At 68.3% G+C, this 15,868-nt stretch carries 16 protein-coding genes and 1 pseudogene; 9 read left to right on the forward strand and 8 right to left on the reverse strand.

Going from position 1 to position 15,868, the window contains the following annotated elements; genetic code table 11:
- The first annotated feature begins 5 nt into the window (after positions 1-5).
- Together moaA and OM960_RS17315 are read left to right on the forward strand one after the other, a co-directional pair.
- Positions 6-1,049 (forward strand): GTP 3',8-cyclase MoaA, encoded by a 1,044-nt coding sequence (gene moaA, locus OM960_RS17310; RefSeq protein ID WP_432759526.1) that lies wholly within the window; start codon positions 6-8, stop codon positions 1,047-1,049.
- A 118-nt stretch (positions 1,050-1,167) separates the two neighbouring features.
- Entirely contained in the window at positions 1,168-1,485 is a 318-nt protein-coding gene (locus OM960_RS17315; protein WP_263339519.1) for a carboxymuconolactone decarboxylase family protein, read from the forward strand.
- 22 nt (positions 1,486-1,507) lie between these two features.
- On the opposite strand, the gene OM960_RS17320 is transcribed toward OM960_RS17315, so the two are convergent.
- Complete coding sequence (locus tag OM960_RS17320) at positions 1,508-2,215, reverse strand: response regulator (RefSeq protein ID WP_264772832.1); 708 nt, start codon at positions 2,213-2,215, stop codon at positions 1,508-1,510.
- Positions 2,216-2,371: 156 nt separating this feature from the next.
- On the opposite strand from OM960_RS17320, the gene OM960_RS17325 reads away from it, so the two are divergent.
- The 4 genes from OM960_RS17325 to OM960_RS17340 all read left to right on the forward strand — a co-directional run bounded on the left by OM960_RS17325 (position 2,372) and on the right by OM960_RS17340 (position 7,014).
- The gene (locus tag OM960_RS17325; protein ID WP_264772833.1) at positions 2,372-3,313 is read left to right on the forward strand and encodes an ABC transporter substrate-binding protein; all 942 of its coding nucleotides are present in this window, start codon (positions 2,372-2,374) and stop codon (positions 3,311-3,313) included.
- Positions 3,314-3,377: 64 nt separating this feature from the next.
- Positions 3,378-4,406: a quaternary amine ABC transporter ATP-binding protein gene (locus OM960_RS17330; protein ID WP_264772834.1), complete on the forward strand. Its 1,029-nt coding sequence runs from the start codon at positions 3,378-3,380 to the stop codon at positions 4,404-4,406.
- On the forward strand, positions 4,406-6,373 hold the full coding sequence (locus OM960_RS17335) for an ABC transporter permease (protein WP_264772835.1): 1,968 nt from the start codon (positions 4,406-4,408) through the stop codon (positions 6,371-6,373). Before OM960_RS17330 ends, OM960_RS17335 begins: the two co-directional genes overlap by 1 nt.
- Positions 6,374-6,447: 74 nt before the next feature.
- The gene (locus OM960_RS17340) at positions 6,448-7,014 is read left to right on the forward strand and encodes a tetratricopeptide repeat protein (protein WP_264772836.1); all 567 of its coding nucleotides are present in this window, start codon (positions 6,448-6,450) and stop codon (positions 7,012-7,014) included.
- Here OM960_RS17340 and OM960_RS17345 read toward each other — a convergent pair.
- The 6 genes from OM960_RS17345 to OM960_RS17370 all read right to left on the reverse strand — a co-directional run bounded on the left by OM960_RS17345 (position 7,002) and on the right by OM960_RS17370 (position 12,249).
- Positions 7,002-7,697, reverse strand: a complete 696-nt coding sequence (locus OM960_RS17345) for a hypothetical protein (protein WP_264772837.1) — start codon at positions 7,695-7,697, stop codon at positions 7,002-7,004. The two genes, OM960_RS17340 and OM960_RS17345, sit on opposite strands and share 13 nt — an antisense overlap.
- Before the next feature lie 9 nt (positions 7,698-7,706).
- Positions 7,707-8,534: an ABC transporter permease gene (locus tag OM960_RS17350; protein WP_264772838.1), complete on the reverse strand. Its 828-nt coding sequence runs from the start codon at positions 8,532-8,534 to the stop codon at positions 7,707-7,709.
- Positions 8,531-9,394 carry an ABC transporter permease gene (locus tag OM960_RS17355; protein WP_264772839.1) on the reverse strand — a complete coding sequence of 288 codons (864 nt, stop codon included), beginning with the start codon at positions 9,392-9,394 and terminating at the stop codon, positions 8,531-8,533. The genes OM960_RS17350 and OM960_RS17355 overlap by 4 nt, the downstream gene beginning before the upstream one ends.
- A gap of 39 nt (positions 9,395-9,433) precedes the next feature.
- Positions 9,434-9,931, reverse strand: coding sequence for a hypothetical protein (locus OM960_RS17360; protein ID WP_264772840.1), 498 nt, complete (start codon positions 9,929-9,931; stop codon positions 9,434-9,436).
- On the reverse strand, positions 9,928-11,055 hold the full coding sequence (locus OM960_RS17365) for an ABC transporter ATP-binding protein (RefSeq protein WP_264772841.1): 1,128 nt from the start codon (positions 11,053-11,055) through the stop codon (positions 9,928-9,930). The genes OM960_RS17360 and OM960_RS17365 overlap by 4 nt, the downstream gene beginning before the upstream one ends.
- 72 nt (positions 11,056-11,127) lie before the next feature.
- On the reverse strand, positions 11,128-12,249 hold the full coding sequence (locus OM960_RS17370; RefSeq protein WP_264772842.1) for an extracellular solute-binding protein: 1,122 nt from the start codon (positions 12,247-12,249) through the stop codon (positions 11,128-11,130).
- A 253-nt stretch (positions 12,250-12,502) separates the two neighbouring features.
- Here OM960_RS17370 and OM960_RS17375 point away from each other — a divergent pair, with 253 nt between their 5' ends.
- The 3 genes from OM960_RS17375 (at position 12,503) to OM960_RS17385 (ending at position 15,666) form a co-directional block, all read left to right on the forward strand.
- On the forward strand, positions 12,503-14,062 hold the full coding sequence (locus tag OM960_RS17375; protein ID WP_264772843.1) for an HD domain-containing phosphohydrolase: 1,560 nt from the start codon (positions 12,503-12,505) through the stop codon (positions 14,060-14,062).
- A gap of 103 nt (positions 14,063-14,165) precedes the next feature.
- Positions 14,166-14,438 carry a hypothetical protein gene (locus OM960_RS17380; RefSeq protein WP_264772844.1) on the forward strand — a complete coding sequence of 91 codons (273 nt, stop codon included), beginning with the start codon at positions 14,166-14,168 and terminating at the stop codon, positions 14,436-14,438.
- 82 nt (positions 14,439-14,520) lie between these two features.
- The gene (locus OM960_RS17385; RefSeq protein WP_264772845.1) at positions 14,521-15,666 is read left to right on the forward strand and encodes a substrate-binding protein; all 1,146 of its coding nucleotides are present in this window, start codon (positions 14,521-14,523) and stop codon (positions 15,664-15,666) included.
- 93 nt (positions 15,667-15,759) lie between these two features.
- On the opposite strand, the pseudogene OM960_RS17390 reads toward OM960_RS17385, so the two are convergent.
- A pseudogene (locus OM960_RS17390) lies at positions 15,760-15,868 on the reverse strand (IS481 family transposase); the annotation flags it as partial.

Genomic DNA, 15,868 nt, shown 5'->3' on the forward strand with positions numbered 1-15,868 from the left:
TGACCATGACGATGCATCACGCTCCGGTCCCCGGCACGCCCTGCCGCATGGACCTGCCGCCGGCTCCCTTCGTCGACGGGTTCGGCAGGCGGGTCCGCTACCTGCGGCTCTCGGTCACCGACCGCTGCGACCTGCGCTGCACCTACTGCATGGCCGAGACCATGACCTTCCGCCCGAAGCGCGAGCTTCTGAGCCTCGAGGAACTGGCGCGGCTCTCGGCACTCTTCATCCGCCACGGCGTCAGCAAGCTCCGGATCACCGGGGGCGAGCCGCTGGTGCGGCGCGACGTGATGGATCTCTTCGGCGATCTCTCGCGCCACCTGCGCTCCGGCGCGCTCCACGAGCTGACGCTGACCACCAACGGCACGCTGCTGGCCCGCCATGCCGGGGCGCTCGCCGCCTGCGGTGTCCGGCGGGTCAACGTGTCGCTCGACACGCTCGACCCCGCGCGCTACCGCGCCATCACCCGGCGCGGCGACATCCGCATGGTTCTGGCCGGGATCGAGGCGGCGCGGGAGGCCGGCCTGAAGGTGAAGATCAACGCGCTCGCCAGCCGCGGCGCCTTCGAAAGCGAGGTCGACGACCTGATCCGCTTCGCCCACCGCCGCGGCATGGATCTCACGCTGATCGAGGAGATGCCGCTCGGCGAGACCGGGCTCGACCGCCGCGCCAGCGTGCTCTCGCTCCGCGAGCTGCAGGCCGACCTTGCGAGCCGCTGGACGCTCGCGCCCGAGCGGGCCGGCACCGGCGGCCCGGCGCGGTATCTGCGGGTGGCCGAGACCGGCGGAATGCTCGGCCTGATCTCGCCGCTCTCCTGCAATTTCTGCGCGCTCTGCAACCGGGTACGGGTAAGCTGCGACGGCCGGCTCTTCACCTGCATGGGCGACGAGGGCTCGGTCGACCTGCGCGCGCCGCTCCGCCGCTCCGAAGGCGCCGCCTTGCAGGCGATCCGGCAGGCGATCCGGGCCAAGCCGGAACGCCACCGGTTCGACCTCGCGCGGATGGCGGAACCCGCCGTTGCGCGCCACATGTCGGCGCTCGGCGGATGACACGCAGATGCGCGAGTGCCGCCCCGCGCTGCGGCACCGGAATACGGACTCGCACCGGGCGCGCGGCCACCACTATCCTTGAGAGGCCAGCAACGAAACGACACGGAAAGGACTTGCCATGACCCAGGATCTCCCCGGCGCCGCCGGCGACATCGCCAAGAGCCACCCCGCGGTCTGGGACGCCTACGCGGCCCTCGGCGCCGCCACCAGCACGGCCGGCAGTCTCAGCGACCGCGAGCGCCGCCTCGTCAAGCTCGCGCTCGCGATCGGCGCCGCCTCCGAGGGCGCGGTGCATTCCCACGCCCGCCGCGGCCTCGCCGAAGGTCTTTCCGGCGACGACCTGAAACAGGTCGCCCTCCTCGCGATCGGACCGCTCGGCTTCCCGCGCGCCGTCGCCGCGATGACCTGGATCACGGACGTCTCCGACTCCGCCTGACCGGCGCCGCACCGTTCCCGGATCATTCGAGCCGCCCGGTGAAGACGTAGCCCTCGCCATGCGAGGTCGAGATGATCTGTGGCAGCTTCGGATCGCGCTCGATCTTGCTGCGCAGGCGCCGGATCAGGACGTCGACGGTGCGCGGGTCGCCGCCCTCATGCCGGTGGGTGACCGCCGCGGCCAGCATCTCGCGGCCGAGAACCTCGGCGGGATGGCGGACGAGCTGCGCCAGGAGCTCGTACTCGGCGCGGGTCAGGCGCACCGCCTCGCCGGTCTCGCGGGTCAGCGCCCGCGTGGCGACGTTGAAGGTGAAGCCCTCGAAGCGGAATACGGTGCGGCTGAGATGGCGCAGCGCCATCGTGCGGCGCAAAAGGTTCTTGATCCGCGCCAGAAGCTCGCGCCGGTTGAACGGCTTGCAGACATAATCGTCCGCGCCCATCTCCAGCCCGACGATCCGGTCCACGTCGTCGGTACGGCCGCTGATCAGGATGATGCCGACCTCGGAGAGCGCGCGCTGCTCGCGGGTGATCTGGAGCCCGTCCTTGCCCTCGAGGTTGATGTCGACGAGCAGCAGGTCCGCGTTGTCACGGGCCAGTACCGCCTCGGCTTTCTCGGCGCTCGCGACCTCGGTCACGCGGTAGCCATGCGAGTCCAGGTAGCTCGTCAGGGTCGCGCGCGTGACCGGCTCGTCCTCGATGATCACGATATGCGGCTGGCGGTGTCCGGGCATGCTCCCTCCGATTTATCCTAGCAGTTAACATTTTTTCATAACTTGCGCGAGTCCGTTCATCGGCCCCGGCTGACCTGTTCACATCGCGTCCCTAGCGTCAGTCCGTCGGCAGCGCGGCGCCGGTCCGCACGTCGGCAGGTCAACAGGGAGCACACAATGAAAAAAGCCAGACTCATTCTCGGCGGAACCGCCGCCATCCTCGCCGCCGCAGGGGCGGCGCAAGCCGATTCCGACGACCCGATCATCATCCCGATCCACAACTGGTCGAGCCAGATTGTGATGAGCCATGCCGTCGGCAAGATCCTCGAAGATGTTGGCGCCAATGTCGAATTCGTCACGACCGACAGTCAGGCGGTCTACGAATCCGTGCGCCTCGGCGACGTGACGATGGAACTCGAGGTCTGGGAAGGCGCCTTCGGCGCCTCGTTCCGCGCCGCGCTGGAGAAGGGCGGGCTGCATGACGTCGCCACCCATGCCGCGACGACGCGCGAGGACTGGTGGTACCCGCTCTGGACCAAGGAGGCCTGTCCCGGCCTGCCGGACTGGAAGGCGCTGAACGACTGCGCGGCGGTCTTCGCGACGCCCGAGACCGGCGACAAGGGCCGCTTCCTCGGCGGCCCGGTCGACTGGTTGAAGCACGACCAGGAGCGGGTCGACGCGCTCAACCTCAATTTCGTCGTGGTCAACGCCGGGTCGGCGGCCGCGCTCTGGGCCGAGATCGGCGCGGCAGAGGCCGAGAAGAAGCCGATCGTGCTCTTCAACTGGACGCCGAATTTCGCCGAAGCCGTCTGGCCGGGCGAGTTCGTCGAGTTCCCGGCCTGGGAGGACGGTTGCGACACGGATGCCGCGGTGGGCCCCAACCCCGACATGACCTATGACTGTGGCAACCCCGCGGGCGGCTATCTCAAGATCGCGGCCTGGGACGGGATGAAGGAGAAATGGCCGACCGCCTACGAGACGCTGACCAAGGTCTCCTTCACCAACCCGCAGATCGCCGAGATGGCGAAGCTCGTCGATGTCGACGAGATGGAGCCCGAGGACGCCGCCGCCGAATGGCTGGCCGCGAACGAGGACGTCTGGAAGCCCTGGACCGAGTGAACGCAAGCGCGAGACCGCCATCGGGGGTTGCCCCCGATGGCTCGAAACAGGAGCCAGTGACCCGATGACCGACGCCGCACCCGTGATTTCCTGCCGCAATGTCTGGAAGCTTTTCGGAGCCGATCCCCACGGCTACCTCGCCAGCGCCGGGCGCGGCCAGAGCTTCGAGGAGATCCGCAAGGCCGGCTACATTGCCGCCGTCCGCGACGTCTCGATCGAGGTCGGGCGCGGCGAGATGCTGGTGATCATGGGGCTCTCGGGCTCGGGCAAGTCGACGCTGGTGCGCTGCATGTCGCGCCTGATCGACATCACCGGCGGCGAGGTCATCGTCGACGGTCAGGACGTGATGGCGCTGAACGAGCGCGAGCTGATCGAGCTGCGCCGCCGCAAGATGGGGATGGTGTTCCAGAGCTTCGGCCTCCTGCCGCACCGCACGGTGCTCGACAACGTGGCCTTTCCGCTCGAGATGCGCGGGCAGGACCGCCACGACCGGCGCGAGCGGGCGATGGAGGTGATCAAGCTCGTGGGGCTCGAAGGACGCGAGGAGTATTTCCCGCGCGAGCTTTCGGGCGGCCAGCAGCAGCGCGTCGGCATCGCCCGCAGCCTCGCGATCGAGCCCGACATCTGGTTCCTCGACGAGCCGTTCTCGGCGCTCGATCCTCTGATCCGGCGCGAGATGCAAGACGAGTTCCTGCGGCTGCGCGGCATGCTCGGCAAGACCATCGTCTTCATCACCCATGATTTCGATGAGGCTTTGCGGCTCGCCGACCGTATCGCGATCATGAAGGACGGCGCGGTCGAGCAATGCGACACGCCCGACCGGATCGTGCTGAAACCCGCGACGGAGTATGTCGCGAAGTTCACCGAGGATGTCGAGAAGTCGCGGGTCGTGCATGCCAAGGTGCTTGCCCAGCCGATCAACGGCCATCCGGTCGACGGCCCCGCGGTGGCGGCCGACGCGACGGTGCTGCAACTCGCCCGGCAACTCGTCAACGAAAGCCGCGAGATGCTGCCGGTCGCCGACAAGTCGGGCCGGCTTATCGGCGCGATGAACCGCCAGGAGGCGCTCGACATATTGCTGGGGTCGGTCTGATGGCGGTCACCGATCTCACATCCGGCCAGGTGCGCCGCTTTGCCCGACCCCACACGGCCGCGGTGCTTCTGGCGCTCGCGGCCCTTCTGGCGCTCGCCAAGCCGGCGCTGCCGGAGTTCCTGACCCGTGTGCCGGGCTGGGCGGTGCTGCCCTATGACGTCTGGATGCAGGGGCTGTTCGACTTCATCAAGGACGATCTCGGCCTGATCCACGTCACGCGGACCATTTCGGCGGGGCTGGAGTGGCTCCTCGATATCACCGCCAACCTGCTCTACGGCAAGAACCGCTGGCCCTATCTCGGCCCGATCCCCTGGACCGCGGTCGCGGCGGTGGCGGCGGTGACGGGCTATGCGCTGAAAGGCTGGCGGATGGCGCTTCTCGCCGGCGGCACCTTCGTCTGGGTGGCCCTGGTCGGGCAATGGGAAATCGCCATGCAGACCATGTCGGTGATCGCGGTCGCCGCCCCGGTCGCGGCACTCGCCGGGCTCCTCCTCGGCCTCGCCGCCTGGAAGTTCCCGCGCTTCGAGCGCGCGCTGATGCCGCTGCTCGCGGTGTTCCAGACGCTGCCGTTCTTCACCTACCTCCTGCCGGCGGTGATCTTCTTCAAGGTTGGCCCGACGGCAGGCTGCGTCGCCACCGTCGTCTACGCGGTGCCGCCGATGGTGCTGATGACCGCGCTCGGGCTGAAGAAGGTCTCGAGCGAGGTGGTCGAGGCCGGCCACATGAGCGGCTCGACCCGCTGGCAGATGCTGCGCCATGTCTACATCCCCTCGGCCCGGACCGAGCTTCTGGTCGGCGTCAACCAGGTCATCATGCTCTCGCTGGCGATGGTGGTCCTCACCGCCTTCATCGGCATGCCGGGGCTCGGCGCGAAGCTCCTGTCGCTGATGAACTCGCTGAAGCTCGGGCGCAGCTTCGAGATCGGGGTGACGATCGTGCTGATCGCGGTGACGCTCGACCGCTGCTCGAAGGCCTGGGTCGTGAAGCAGCCCGAGCATTTCGAGCGCGGCACGCCGTGGTGGCGGCGCAACCAGGTGCTGCTGATCGGGATCGCCGCGTTCCTCGGTTTCCTGATCGTCGCCCAGTTCGTTCAGGTCGCAGACCACATCAAGCGTGACCAGGACTTCTCGATCGGCGCCGAGATCGACGGCGTGATCCGCGCGATCCTCTCCAACAAGGCGATCACCGGGATAACCGAATGGCTGCGCTGGTTCCTGATCACCTGGGTGCTGATCCCGTTCCGCAACGGGCTTCTGTGGCTGCCGACCGCCTCGGTCGTGCTCGCGGCGGCGGCGGCGGGCCATTTCGTCGGCGGGCGCCGCTCGGCGCTCCTCGCGGGAGCCTTCTTCGGGATCGTCGCGCTGACCGGCTGGTGGGACCGCTCGATCATCACGCTTTACGCGGTGATTTCGGCGGTCGTGCTCGCCGCCCTGATCGGCCTGCCGCTCGGGATCCTCGCGGCGCGGCGGAAGAAATGGGCCGAGCCGATCCTGCTCGTCTGCGACACCGCCCAGACCTTCCCGAGCTTCGTCTACCTGATCCCGGCGATCATGCTCTTCGGCGTGAATGACGTGTCGGTGGTCTTCGCGATCTTCATCTTCGCCACCGTGCCCTTGATGCGCTACACGATCGAGGGCATCCGCGCCGTCCCCGAGGAGCTACTGGAGGCGGCGGACATGTCCGGGGCGACGCGGCGCCAGAAACTCCTCAAGGTGCAGCTGCCGCTCGCGCTGCCGACGATGGCGGTGGGCTTCAACCAGGCGATCATGTTCGCCTTCTTCATGGTGATCATCGCCGCCTTCATCGGCACCCAGGACCTTGGCCAGGAACTGCAGAAGACCCTCGCGGGCAACCAGCTCGGCAAGAACTTCGTGCTCGGCATGTGCGTGGCGCTGATGGCGCTAAGCTTTGATCACATCATCATGCGCTGGTCCGCCAACCGCCGGCGGGCGCTCGGGGTGTTCTGAGGTCGTGCTCTCGGTCCGTGGCGGGTCTGCCGGCTGTCGCGCAACCGTCATCTTTCCCGGGCAAGGTGGCGGCCATGAGCAACCTCGACCGACTTCCTCACCTGCTGGCCGCTCGCGACTGGATCGCGGCGGAACGGCTCCTGCGTCGCGCGGTCGCCCTTTCGAGGGCGCCCGCAAGCGTTTTTTACAACCTCGCCAAGGTGATCGAGATGCGCGGCCGCGCGCCGCAGAACCTGCCGTGGCTGCGCAAGGCCGTCGCGGCCGACCCCGCCCACGCCGCCGCGTGGTTCGAGCTTGGCCGCACGCTGATCGGTGCGGGCGACCCCGTCGCGGCCGAACGCGCCTTCACGAAGGCCCTGGCGCTGACCCCGGGCGACGCCGACGCGCGCCGCAACCTCGCGCGGCTCCGGCTCCGGCTCGGCGACTGGCAGGCGGCGATCGAGGCCGCCCACGGCCTGCCCGAGGACCGCGAGGTGCTGGTGCTCAGATACCGCGCCGCCTGCGAGCTCGGGCAGGATGCGACGCCGCACCTCAAGGCGCTCCTCTCCGACGCCGCGTCGCGGCCCGAGGCGCTGACGGCGATGATCCGCGTGGCGAAGGGGCGCATCCCGCTCCGCCTTCCCGAGCTTCAGGCGCGGTAGCTCTTGCGGTAGTGGCCGGGTTCGGCCTGCAACGTCTCCTGGATGTGGCGGCTTTCGGCGATCACCGCCTCCGACATCGTCGCGATCTCCAGCCCCGGCTGGCTGCATGGCAGCGCGATCACCTGCGCCACCGGGGTGCCCGCCGGCAGCACGCCTTCGAACCCCGGATCGGTCCAGAGCGCGGGAAAATGGACATAGCCGAGCCGGAAGCGGTCGGCGCTGACCAGCCCCGAGAGCGTCCGGAACGGCAGGTCGGCGCGGTTCAGCGGATGGGTGAAGAGAAGATCCCAGCCCTCGGGCGCCTCCAGCGCCCAGAAGTTGATGAACTTGACCATCAGTTGGCCGTCAACCGGCAGCGGCGCCCCCGTCGCCTGTTCGGGAACATGGAGCCCGACCGGCGCCCGCGTGAGCGGGGCGTCGGCGATCACTGGCGGATCCCAGTCCCAGGCGATCTCTCCGCCTTCCACGGTCAGGTCCGTCGCGAGCGGGATCATCAGGCCGAGCGAGAGCGCGTCGATGAAGGGCAGGCAGTGCTTGAGGGTGCGGACCGTCATGCCGCTGAGCGTCGGCGCCGCGACCTCGGCGGGCATGGTGCGCAGCCAGTGGGGCAGCGCCCGCGCGGCGGGCACCGGCGTCGGCAGGATCGGCTCAAGGGCGGGATGGCAGCGCGCGATGATCTTCATGCGCGCGACCTACGCCCTTTCCCGCCGCCGCAAGAGGGTGTGGCCGAGCGCCGCCGCGAAGGTCAGGAGGATGATCACCGTGCCCACCGCGTTGATCACCGGTGGATGGCCGTTCGGATTGCGCGCCATCGCCCCGATCTCGGTCGCGAAGGTGCAGGCGCCGCCCTTGGCGAACATCGTCGTGTTGTAGTTCTCCATCGAGGCGAGAAAGGCGATCACCCCGGCCGAGACCAGCGCCGGCGCGAGGAAGGGCAGGGTGATGCGCAAGAAGATCCTGAGCGGCGAGGCGCCGAGATCCATCGCCGCCTCCTCCAGCTCCACCGGCTGGCGCTGGAGCCGCGCCATCAGGATCAGCATCGGATAGCCCGCGACGAAGGTGAGCTGCGCGGCGATGATGGTGAAAAGCCCCGCATCGACCCCGATCCGGCCCCAGAAGACCAGTGCGGACAGCCCGAGCACGATCCCCGGCGCCAGCATCGGCGACAGCAGCACCCACCAGAGAAGCCCGTTCGCCCGGCTCTGCCAGCGCGTCAGCATCACCGCGCCAGCAAGTCCGAGAAGCAGCGCCAGGGGTACGACGCCCGAGGCCACCTTCAGCGAATTGCCGAAGCAGCCGAAGAACCGGTCGCGGTCGATCGTGCGCAGGACCGCGTCCGCCCTCAGCGCCTCGTCGGGCATCCAGGCGAAGGCGTACCACTTGCCGGTGACGCCGTGCCATTCGGTGACCGAGGGCGGTGAGGTATCGTTGACCGAGGCCACGATCATCAGGAGGAGCGGCGCGAACATGAAGGCGAGGAACGCCCAGGTGTAGAGGTTGAGCAGCCTTTGGGAGGTCATTGCACCCTCGCGAAGTCTTTGAGCCGGGTCTGCATGATCCACATGAAGAGCCCCACGATGAGGAAGCAGACGAGCGTGTAGGCGAAGGAATAGGCCGCGCCGACGTTGGAGGTCTCGGATTCGAAGAACTTGTTGTAGATCGTCTGGCTGAACCATTCCGCCTGCAGCCCGCGGCTGATGATGCGCGGCACCGAGAAAGCGCCGGCGGCGAGCATAAAGGTCGCGATGCAGCCGACCGCGATGCCGGGCTTGGCATGGGGAATGACCACCCGGCGATGCACCCGCCACGGGCTCGCGCCGAGGTCGCGCGCGGCCTCGATCTGGTTGCGGTCGAGCGTGCTCATCACGTTGAGCATCGGGAAGACCATGAAGAGGACGTAAGTGTAGGCGATGACCACGAAGACCGTGCCCGGCATCCGCGCGAACTGGATCGGCTCGGTGAGGATGCCTGTCCAGATCAGCAAGGAATTCAGCACCCCGCGATTGTCGATGATCGTGGTCCAGGCATAGATCCGCATCAGCTCGGCGATGGCGTAGGGGATGATGAGGCCGAGCATCAGCCAGACCACGCGATGGGCCGGCGTGGCGAGCGCCACCTTGTAGGCGATCGGGTAGCAGATCGCGAGCGCGAGCGCGGTGGTCATGACCGCGAAGAGGAGCGTCCTTGCGAGGTTGGTCAGGCCGAGCCGTTCGTAGACTTCGCCGCTTTGCTCGTAGCGCAGGCCGAGAAGACCGTAGATCCGCTTGCCGATCTCCCTGCTCTCGGCCGCCTTCGCCTCCGCCGAGAGCGGGATCCTGGTGGCCGCGACCAGCACGTCGAAATTGGTGAGCGTCAGCTTCGGCTGGTCGGCCTCGCGCAACAGCAGCTTGGCGTTGAGGTCGCTGGCGAGATCGCGGATTCACCCGGCCGCGGCGATCTGCTCGGCGAGCGGCAGCGTGTCGTCGACATGGAGCCGTGGCAGGCCGTAGGCCTCGTCGAGCCAGGCCTCGCTGCCGTCGTCGCGGGCGAGGGTCTTGTGGGTGTCGGCGCGGTCGCATTGCAGGATGTAGGGTCGGATCGCCCCGGCGCTGCCGCCGAAGGACGGCACCGCGAGCGCCCGTCCGCCGCCGCCATCGGTGGTCGTCGGTGCCATGCCGCTGATCGAGGGCACCGCGAGCCCGCCACTCGTGCTCTCCTCCGCGGGCGCGTCATAGCGCGCGAGGACCGAGAGGCAGGTGGCGGCGTCGAAGCGCAGGGTGGCGGCGGCGGAGCTGTCGAGCAGCCGCTTCGGCGCGGTCAGGGCGCGCTCCAGCATCGTGACCTGCGGCAGGACGATCAGGAGCGCCGCCCAGCCGAGGACGGCGGCGACGAAGAGCGCGGCGAGGGCCCGCCCGTAGCTGCGGAAGATGCCCCTCATGCCGCGCCAAGCTCCTCGCGTCCAGTCCGGGCCAGCGGACCTTCGGGCAGGACGAGCGCGCTTTCACAGGCGAAGCCGATGCGCGCGGCGCCGTCCGGCATCAACGCGGGGGCGGTCCCGGTATTGGTCAGGTGCATCGCGACGGGCTGGCCGGCAGCTTCGGTCCGCATCTGGAAACTGATGAAGGCGCCCTCGAGGTCGCGGCGTTCGAGCCGCGCGTCGAGCTGGTTGCCGTATGCCATACCACTTGCCGACGCAAAGCCGACGTTTTCGGGCCGGACGAAGAGCAAGGCCGCCTCGCCCGGTTTCATTCCGCGCGGATTGCGGCACCGCATCCGGCCGAGCGGGGTCTCGACCTCGGCCATGTCGCCGTCGAGCGCCGTGATCCGGCCGGCGAAGCGGTTGACCTCGCCGACAAAGGAGGCGGCGAAGGCGGTGGCAGGGTTGGAGTAGACCTCGTCGGCGCTGCCGACCTGCTCGATCCGCCCGGCGTTCATCACCGCGATCCGGTCCGACATGGTCAGCGCCTCGGACTGGTCATGGGTGATGTAGATGAAGGTGACGCCGGTCTTCTTCTGGATCGCGCGGAGCTCGGTCCGCATGTGCTTTCGGAGCTTGAGATCGAGCGCCGACAAGGGCTCGTCGAGCAGCAGCACCGAGGGCTCGACCGCGAGCGCACGGGCGATGGCGACGCGCTGGCGCTGGCCGCCCGAAAGCTCGCCTGGCATCTTGCTGGCCTGGTCGCCGAGCGCCACGAGGTTCAGCAGTTCCTCGGCCTTCGCATTGCGCGCGCGCCGCGAGACGCCGCGCGCCTCGAGCCCGAAGGCCACGTTGTCGCGCACACTCATCAGCGGAAAGAGCGCGAGATTCTGGAAGATGAGCGCGGTGGGGCGCTGGTTCGGCGACTTGCCGGCCTGGTCTGCGCCGCCGATCAGCACCCGGCCGCGGCTCGGCTCGACGAAGCCCGAGACGGTCCTGAGGATCGTCGTCTTGCCGCAGCCGGAGGGGCCGAGGATCGAAAAGAACTCGCCCGCCGGGATCGTCAGGTGGGTCTCGTGAACAGCGGTGAAACCGTTGGGATAGGTGATGGAGACGCCCTCGAGCGTCACGTCGTTGCCGTGCATGTCCAGCCCCGGAATTGAAAGGGCCGGGAGGGGCGCCGAGGCCCCGCCCGGTATGGTTTGCCGACCGGCAGGTCAGGCGTTGGTGATGATCTCGACGAACTCGTCGCGCACCGGCGCGAAGAACGGCGTGTCGGCCTGCCACCACCACATGTTGGCGAGGACCGCGGGTGTATAGACCTCGTTGAACTGGCGCTTGAAGTCATCCGAGGCGAAGTCAGCGGCCCCGGCGACGGCGGAGTTGTAGCCGGTGTTGTCCGACAGCATGCCTCCGGTTTCGGGCTTGAGCATGAAGTTCATGAAGGCGATCGCCTGGTCGCGGTTCTCGGCGCCGCGCAGCATGCCGAAGCTGTCGAGCCAGGTGATGATGCCTTCCTTCGGCGCGCGGTAGACGTAGTCCGGCTCCTCGCGGCTCAGGATCAAGCCGGTCGTGTCCCAGGTCTGGCCGATGATGCAGCCGGCGTCCTTGAAGGCGGCGGTGGCTTCGGTCGCGTTGTTCCAGAAGGCACCGAAGTTCTCCCTGCGCGCGACGATCCACTGGGCGACCGCGCCCCAGACCCGACGGGCGTCGTCCTCGGACTTGTAGACGTCGAGCATCCGGTTCGACGGCACCTCGCCGGTCGCGTCGAGATGGAGGCCGACGCCCATGATCACCGATTTCTGGCGGAACGCGGCCTTGCCGACGGTCTCGGGGCGGAAAAGGTCGCCGAACGAAAGGTCGGCATCGGCGACGGGCAGCACCTTGCGGTTGAAGGTGATGCCCTCGGTGCCCCAGTTGAAGGGCAGGACCACCTGCCGGCCGTTGTGAACCCCGCCGAGCGTGGCGCTGTCGCGCAGGAAGGAGGGGATGACGGCGCCGGAATTCACTTCGGCCGGGATCTCCGCGAAGAAGCTTTCTCCGGCATCGTCGACATAACCGGGGGCGTTGGTGATCGAGGGGAAGACAATGTCGAAACCCTTGCCGCCGTTTGCGCGCACGGTCGACATCGCCTCGTCGTTCGAGCCGTAGGTCGTCAGTTCGAGCTTGATGCCGGTATCGGCCTCGAACTTGGCGGCGATGTTCGGCTGGACGTAGTCCTGCCAGGCGAAGACCTTGACGCTGCCCGACGAGGCGAGCGCGTCGGAGGCGCGCAGCACGAGCGGAGCGGCCAGGGCGGCGGCGGAAAGCTTGAGGACGTTACGGCGGGACAGGGTCATGTCGGATCCTATGTGCAAGCGGCCGCGTCAGGCAGCGGTCGGCCTTGCGGATAGGGGCGGGACGTAACGACGGCTTGACGGTTGCCGGAAGGTTTCGCGACGGCGCCTTTCCAAAAGCCGCTGGCGCTGCGCGGATTGCGGCAAAGTCTGGACTCCGGCGCCGGAGGGTCTCATCCTCATTGTGATCCGCCCAATGCGGGGACCGGAAGCCCGGCCGTCGCGTTCGGGGGGCGTGAGCTTTCGGGAGGCGTCGATGTCTGATCCGAAGTTGCGGCGTGCGGATTTCATGATGGTGCTGGCCTATGCCTCGGACCTCGCCACCGGGCAGTCGCGGGATTTCGCGCTGCGGTCCTGCGTGCTCGGGATGCGGCTGGCCGAACTGGCGGGCTTCGACGCCGAGCTGCGGCGCAATGTCTATCACCAGGCGCTGCTGCGCTACGTCGGCTGCAACGCCGACACCCATCTGCTGTCGGCGGCCTTCGGCGACGAGATCGCGCTCAGACGGGATCTCGCCGGGCGCGATCTGGGCGACGGGGCGCAGGTCGGTCAGGTCTTCGTCAACGCCTTCCAGCGGCTCTTCGCCCATCTCGAACCGGAGGCGCAGAAGCGCGCGATCGAGGCGGGGCTTGCGAGCGCGATGCAGGTCTCGGTGCCGATCCTCAACGCGCATTGTGAGGTCGCGCAAAGGATCGGCGAGCGGCTCGGGCTGTCGGAGGAGCTACGGCGCAACCTCGGCCAGATTTACGAGCGATGGGACGGGCACGGCCTGCCGCGCGGGCTTTCGGGCGAGGAGGTGATGCCCGCGGTGCGGCTGATCACGCTGGCGCAGGACGCGATCGCGCTGGCGGGAGCCCACGGCATCGAGGAGATGGCGCGAATCGTCGCGAGCCGCGCGGACGGTCCCTACGAGGCGCCGCTCGCGATGCTGATGTCCGAGAACGCCGAACTGATGCGCGGGATCGACGGCAGCATCACCCGCGAGACGGTGCTGGCGCTCGAGCCGGAGCCGGTCGCCTTTCTCGACGAGGAGGCCTGCGAGGCGGCGTTCATCGCGGTCGCCGACATGATCGACATGCGGATGCCCTTCACCCACGGCCATTCCCGCGCGGTTGCCGACCTGGCCGGGGCGGCGGCCAGCCATGCCGGGCTGCCGGCGGCGGACGTCCGAGACGCGCGCCGGGCCGGGCTGGTGCATGACATCGGCGAGCTTTCGGTGCCGGTCTCGGTCTGGATCCGCGAGGCGCCGATGTCGGCGCGCGAGGCCGATGAGGCGCGGCTGCACCCCTATCACGGCGAGCGCGCGCTGGCGGCACTCGGGAATGGCGGCACAGGCGTGGCGGCGCTTGTCGCACGGCACCACGAATGCCTCGACCGCTCCGGCTATCCCCGCGGCGTGGATGGGTCCGACCTGTCGCCGATGGCGCGCATCCTCGCGGCGGCCGAGGTGTTCGAGACCGCCCGCGAGCGCCGCCCCCAGCGCCCGGCGCTCGACGATGAGGGCGCGGCGGCGATGGTCCGGTCCTGGGTGCGCGAGGGCCGGCTCTGCCCGGACGGCGCCGAGGCGGTGCTGTCGGTCGCGGGCCAGCCCTCGCGGCGCAACATCCCCGCCCGCCTCGCCGGCATGACCCCGCGCGAGATCGAGGTCTTGCGGCTGATCGCGACCGGGCTCACCGCGAAGGAGGCGGCCGAGGAACTCGGCATATCGCCGAAGACCGCCGACAACCACATCCAGAGCATCTACTCGAAGATCGGCGTCACCACCCGCGCCGGGGCGGCACTTTTCGCCGTCGAGAACGGGCTCCTGATGCGCTGATCGCATGGCATAGGGAGTTCGCCCCATGTGCGCCGCCGGGCGTGCGTGCATCCTCCCGACAGAACCGGGCCACGGGGGTCCGGACGACAGGGAGGAAGAACAGATGTTGCTGGCAACGACGAGGGTGGAAGACGTCGATCACTTCATCGAGGTGTTCTCGACCAAGGGTGCCGCGAAGAGAAAGCTGCACGGCTCGAAGGGAAGCACGGTGTTCCGCGACCCGTCCGAAGCGGATCGGCTCTGGGCGATCTTCGACTGGGACGTGGAGGGCTGGAAGAGCTTCGTCTCGGATCCCGACGTGCCGCCGATCCTGCAGGAGGCGGGCCACAAGGGCACGCCCCAGGCGGCGATGCTGATCGGCCAGTTCGAGGCCTGACGCCATAGGGCGCGAGGCCGGACACACCGCAGGGCCGTGCCGGCATAGGCAGCCCTGCATTTTCAGGAAAAGGGAGAACGTCATGAAACGAACACCGATCAAGGTGGGCGTCATTGCCGAACTGACCGGCGCCTTGTCCTTCATGGGCATCGCCAACGCCAATGTCTGCCGGATGGTCATCGAGGACATGAACGAGGCCGGAGGCCTGCTCGGCCGGCCGGTCGAACTGATCATCGAGGACGGCCGGAGCGACGATGCGGCCGCCAGGTCGGCCGCCGCGAAGCTCGTGAATGCCGACAAGGTCGACCTTGTCGTGGGCGGCATCTTGAGCTCGACCCGCCAGGCGATCCGCAGCGAGGCGACGGAGAAGGGTGGAACGCTCTACATCTACCCCGAGCAATACGAGGGGCAGGAGGATGACCCCCTGATCTTCTGCACCGGCGCAGTTCCGGCGCAGCAGGTGGAGCCGCTCATCCCGTGGCTGATGAAGAAGACCGGGGCGAGGAAGTTCTACCTGCCCTCGGCCGACTACATCTGGCCGCATCTGCTCAACAAGGCCGCGAAACGGATGGTCGACGCGAACGGCGGCGAGATCGCCGGCGAGGAATACTTCCCGCTCGATCATACCGACTACCGGGAAACGGTGCGGAAGATCATGGCCACCGGCACCGAGGTCGTCTTCAACACGATCGTGCCGCCGGGCCTGACGCCGTTCCTCGCGGAGCTTCACGACGCGGGCTTTCTCGCGCGGGGTGGGAAGATCATCTGCACCTACTTCGACGAGAACTTCCTCAACCTCGTTCCTGCGGCGCATTTCGAGGGGCTCTACAGCTGCCTCGACTACTATCAGGCGGTCGACGATCCCTTCAGCCGGGAGCTTCTGAAGGATTACAACCGCCGCTTCCCCGGCAGCGCCATGTTCACAGCCGGCAGCGGCTGTTCGGGCCATTACAAGGGGCTGAAGCTCTGGGAGGCCGCGGTCAGGGAGGCCGGCACGACCGATCGGGACGCGGTCGTTCGGGCGCTCGACCATGCCGCGATCGGCCAGGCGCCGGGCGGTCCGGCAGCGATGGTCCCGGGCCAGCACCACCTGCGCCACAGCATGTACATCGCCCAGGCGCAGGGCGGGAAGTTCAGGATCGTCAAGAACCTCGGCGCCATCGAGCCGAAGGAAAAGCCGCACGGCATGGGTAGCAGCCCGGCTTTGACCGCCGCGTCGGCACGATAGACGAGGCGGAACATCCAATGCGGGCGGCCGGGTTCTCCCGGCCGTCCACTTGCCCATTGCGGGCCATCATAATTGGGCGTGTCAGTTGTCCACTTAACCTTCTTGACTGACGAATGACATGACGGTTTCGAGGGGTCGTTTGCCTTGGTTTCGGTATCCCAGATGCGGGCGTTCGGTGTTGTAGTGGACGAGCCAGGTGTCG

The organism is Defluviimonas salinarum (genome assembly GCF_026013545.1).
Classification (GTDB): Bacteria; Pseudomonadota; Alphaproteobacteria; order Rhodobacterales; family Rhodobacteraceae; genus Albidovulum; species Albidovulum salinarum.

Excerpts from the sequence above, each read along its gene's own strand:
- moaA (WP_432759526.1), top strand. The coding sequence starts at position 6 with ATGACGATGCATCACGCTCCGGTCCCCGGCACGCCCTGCCGCATGGAC.
- OM960_RS17360 (WP_264772840.1), bottom strand. The coding sequence starts at position 9,931 with ATGAGGGGCATCTTCCGCAGCTACGGGCGGGCCCTCGCCGCGCTCTTC.
- OM960_RS17340 (WP_264772836.1), top strand. The coding sequence starts at position 6,448 with ATGAGCAACCTCGACCGACTTCCTCACCTGCTGGCCGCTCGCGACTGG.
- OM960_RS17380 (WP_264772844.1), top strand. The coding sequence starts at position 14,166 with ATGTTGCTGGCAACGACGAGGGTGGAAGACGTCGATCACTTCATCGAG.
- OM960_RS17375 (WP_264772843.1), top strand. The coding sequence starts at position 12,503 with ATGTCTGATCCGAAGTTGCGGCGTGCGGATTTCATGATGGTGCTGGCC.
- OM960_RS17365 (WP_264772841.1), bottom strand. The coding sequence starts at position 11,055 with ATGCACGGCAACGACGTGACGCTCGAGGGCGTCTCCATCACCTATCCC.
- OM960_RS17385 (WP_264772845.1), top strand. The coding sequence starts at position 14,521 with ATGAAACGAACACCGATCAAGGTGGGCGTCATTGCCGAACTGACCGGC.
- OM960_RS17330 (WP_264772834.1), top strand. The coding sequence starts at position 3,378 with ATGACCGACGCCGCACCCGTGATTTCCTGCCGCAATGTCTGGAAGCTT.
- OM960_RS17315 (WP_263339519.1), top strand. The coding sequence starts at position 1,168 with ATGACCCAGGATCTCCCCGGCGCCGCCGGCGACATCGCCAAGAGCCAC.
- OM960_RS17350 (WP_264772838.1), bottom strand. The coding sequence starts at position 8,534 with ATGACCTCCCAAAGGCTGCTCAACCTCTACACCTGGGCGTTCCTCGCC.
- OM960_RS17320 (WP_264772832.1), bottom strand. The coding sequence starts at position 2,215 with ATGCCCGGACACCGCCAGCCGCATATCGTGATCATCGAGGACGAGCCG.
- OM960_RS17370 (WP_264772842.1), bottom strand. The coding sequence starts at position 12,249 with ATGACCCTGTCCCGCCGTAACGTCCTCAAGCTTTCCGCCGCCGCCCTG.
- OM960_RS17345 (WP_264772837.1), bottom strand. The coding sequence starts at position 7,697 with ATGAAGATCATCGCGCGCTGCCATCCCGCCCTTGAGCCGATCCTGCCG.
- OM960_RS17335 (WP_264772835.1), top strand. The coding sequence starts at position 4,406 with ATGGCGGTCACCGATCTCACATCCGGCCAGGTGCGCCGCTTTGCCCGA.
- OM960_RS17325 (WP_264772833.1), top strand. The coding sequence starts at position 2,372 with ATGAAAAAAGCCAGACTCATTCTCGGCGGAACCGCCGCCATCCTCGCC.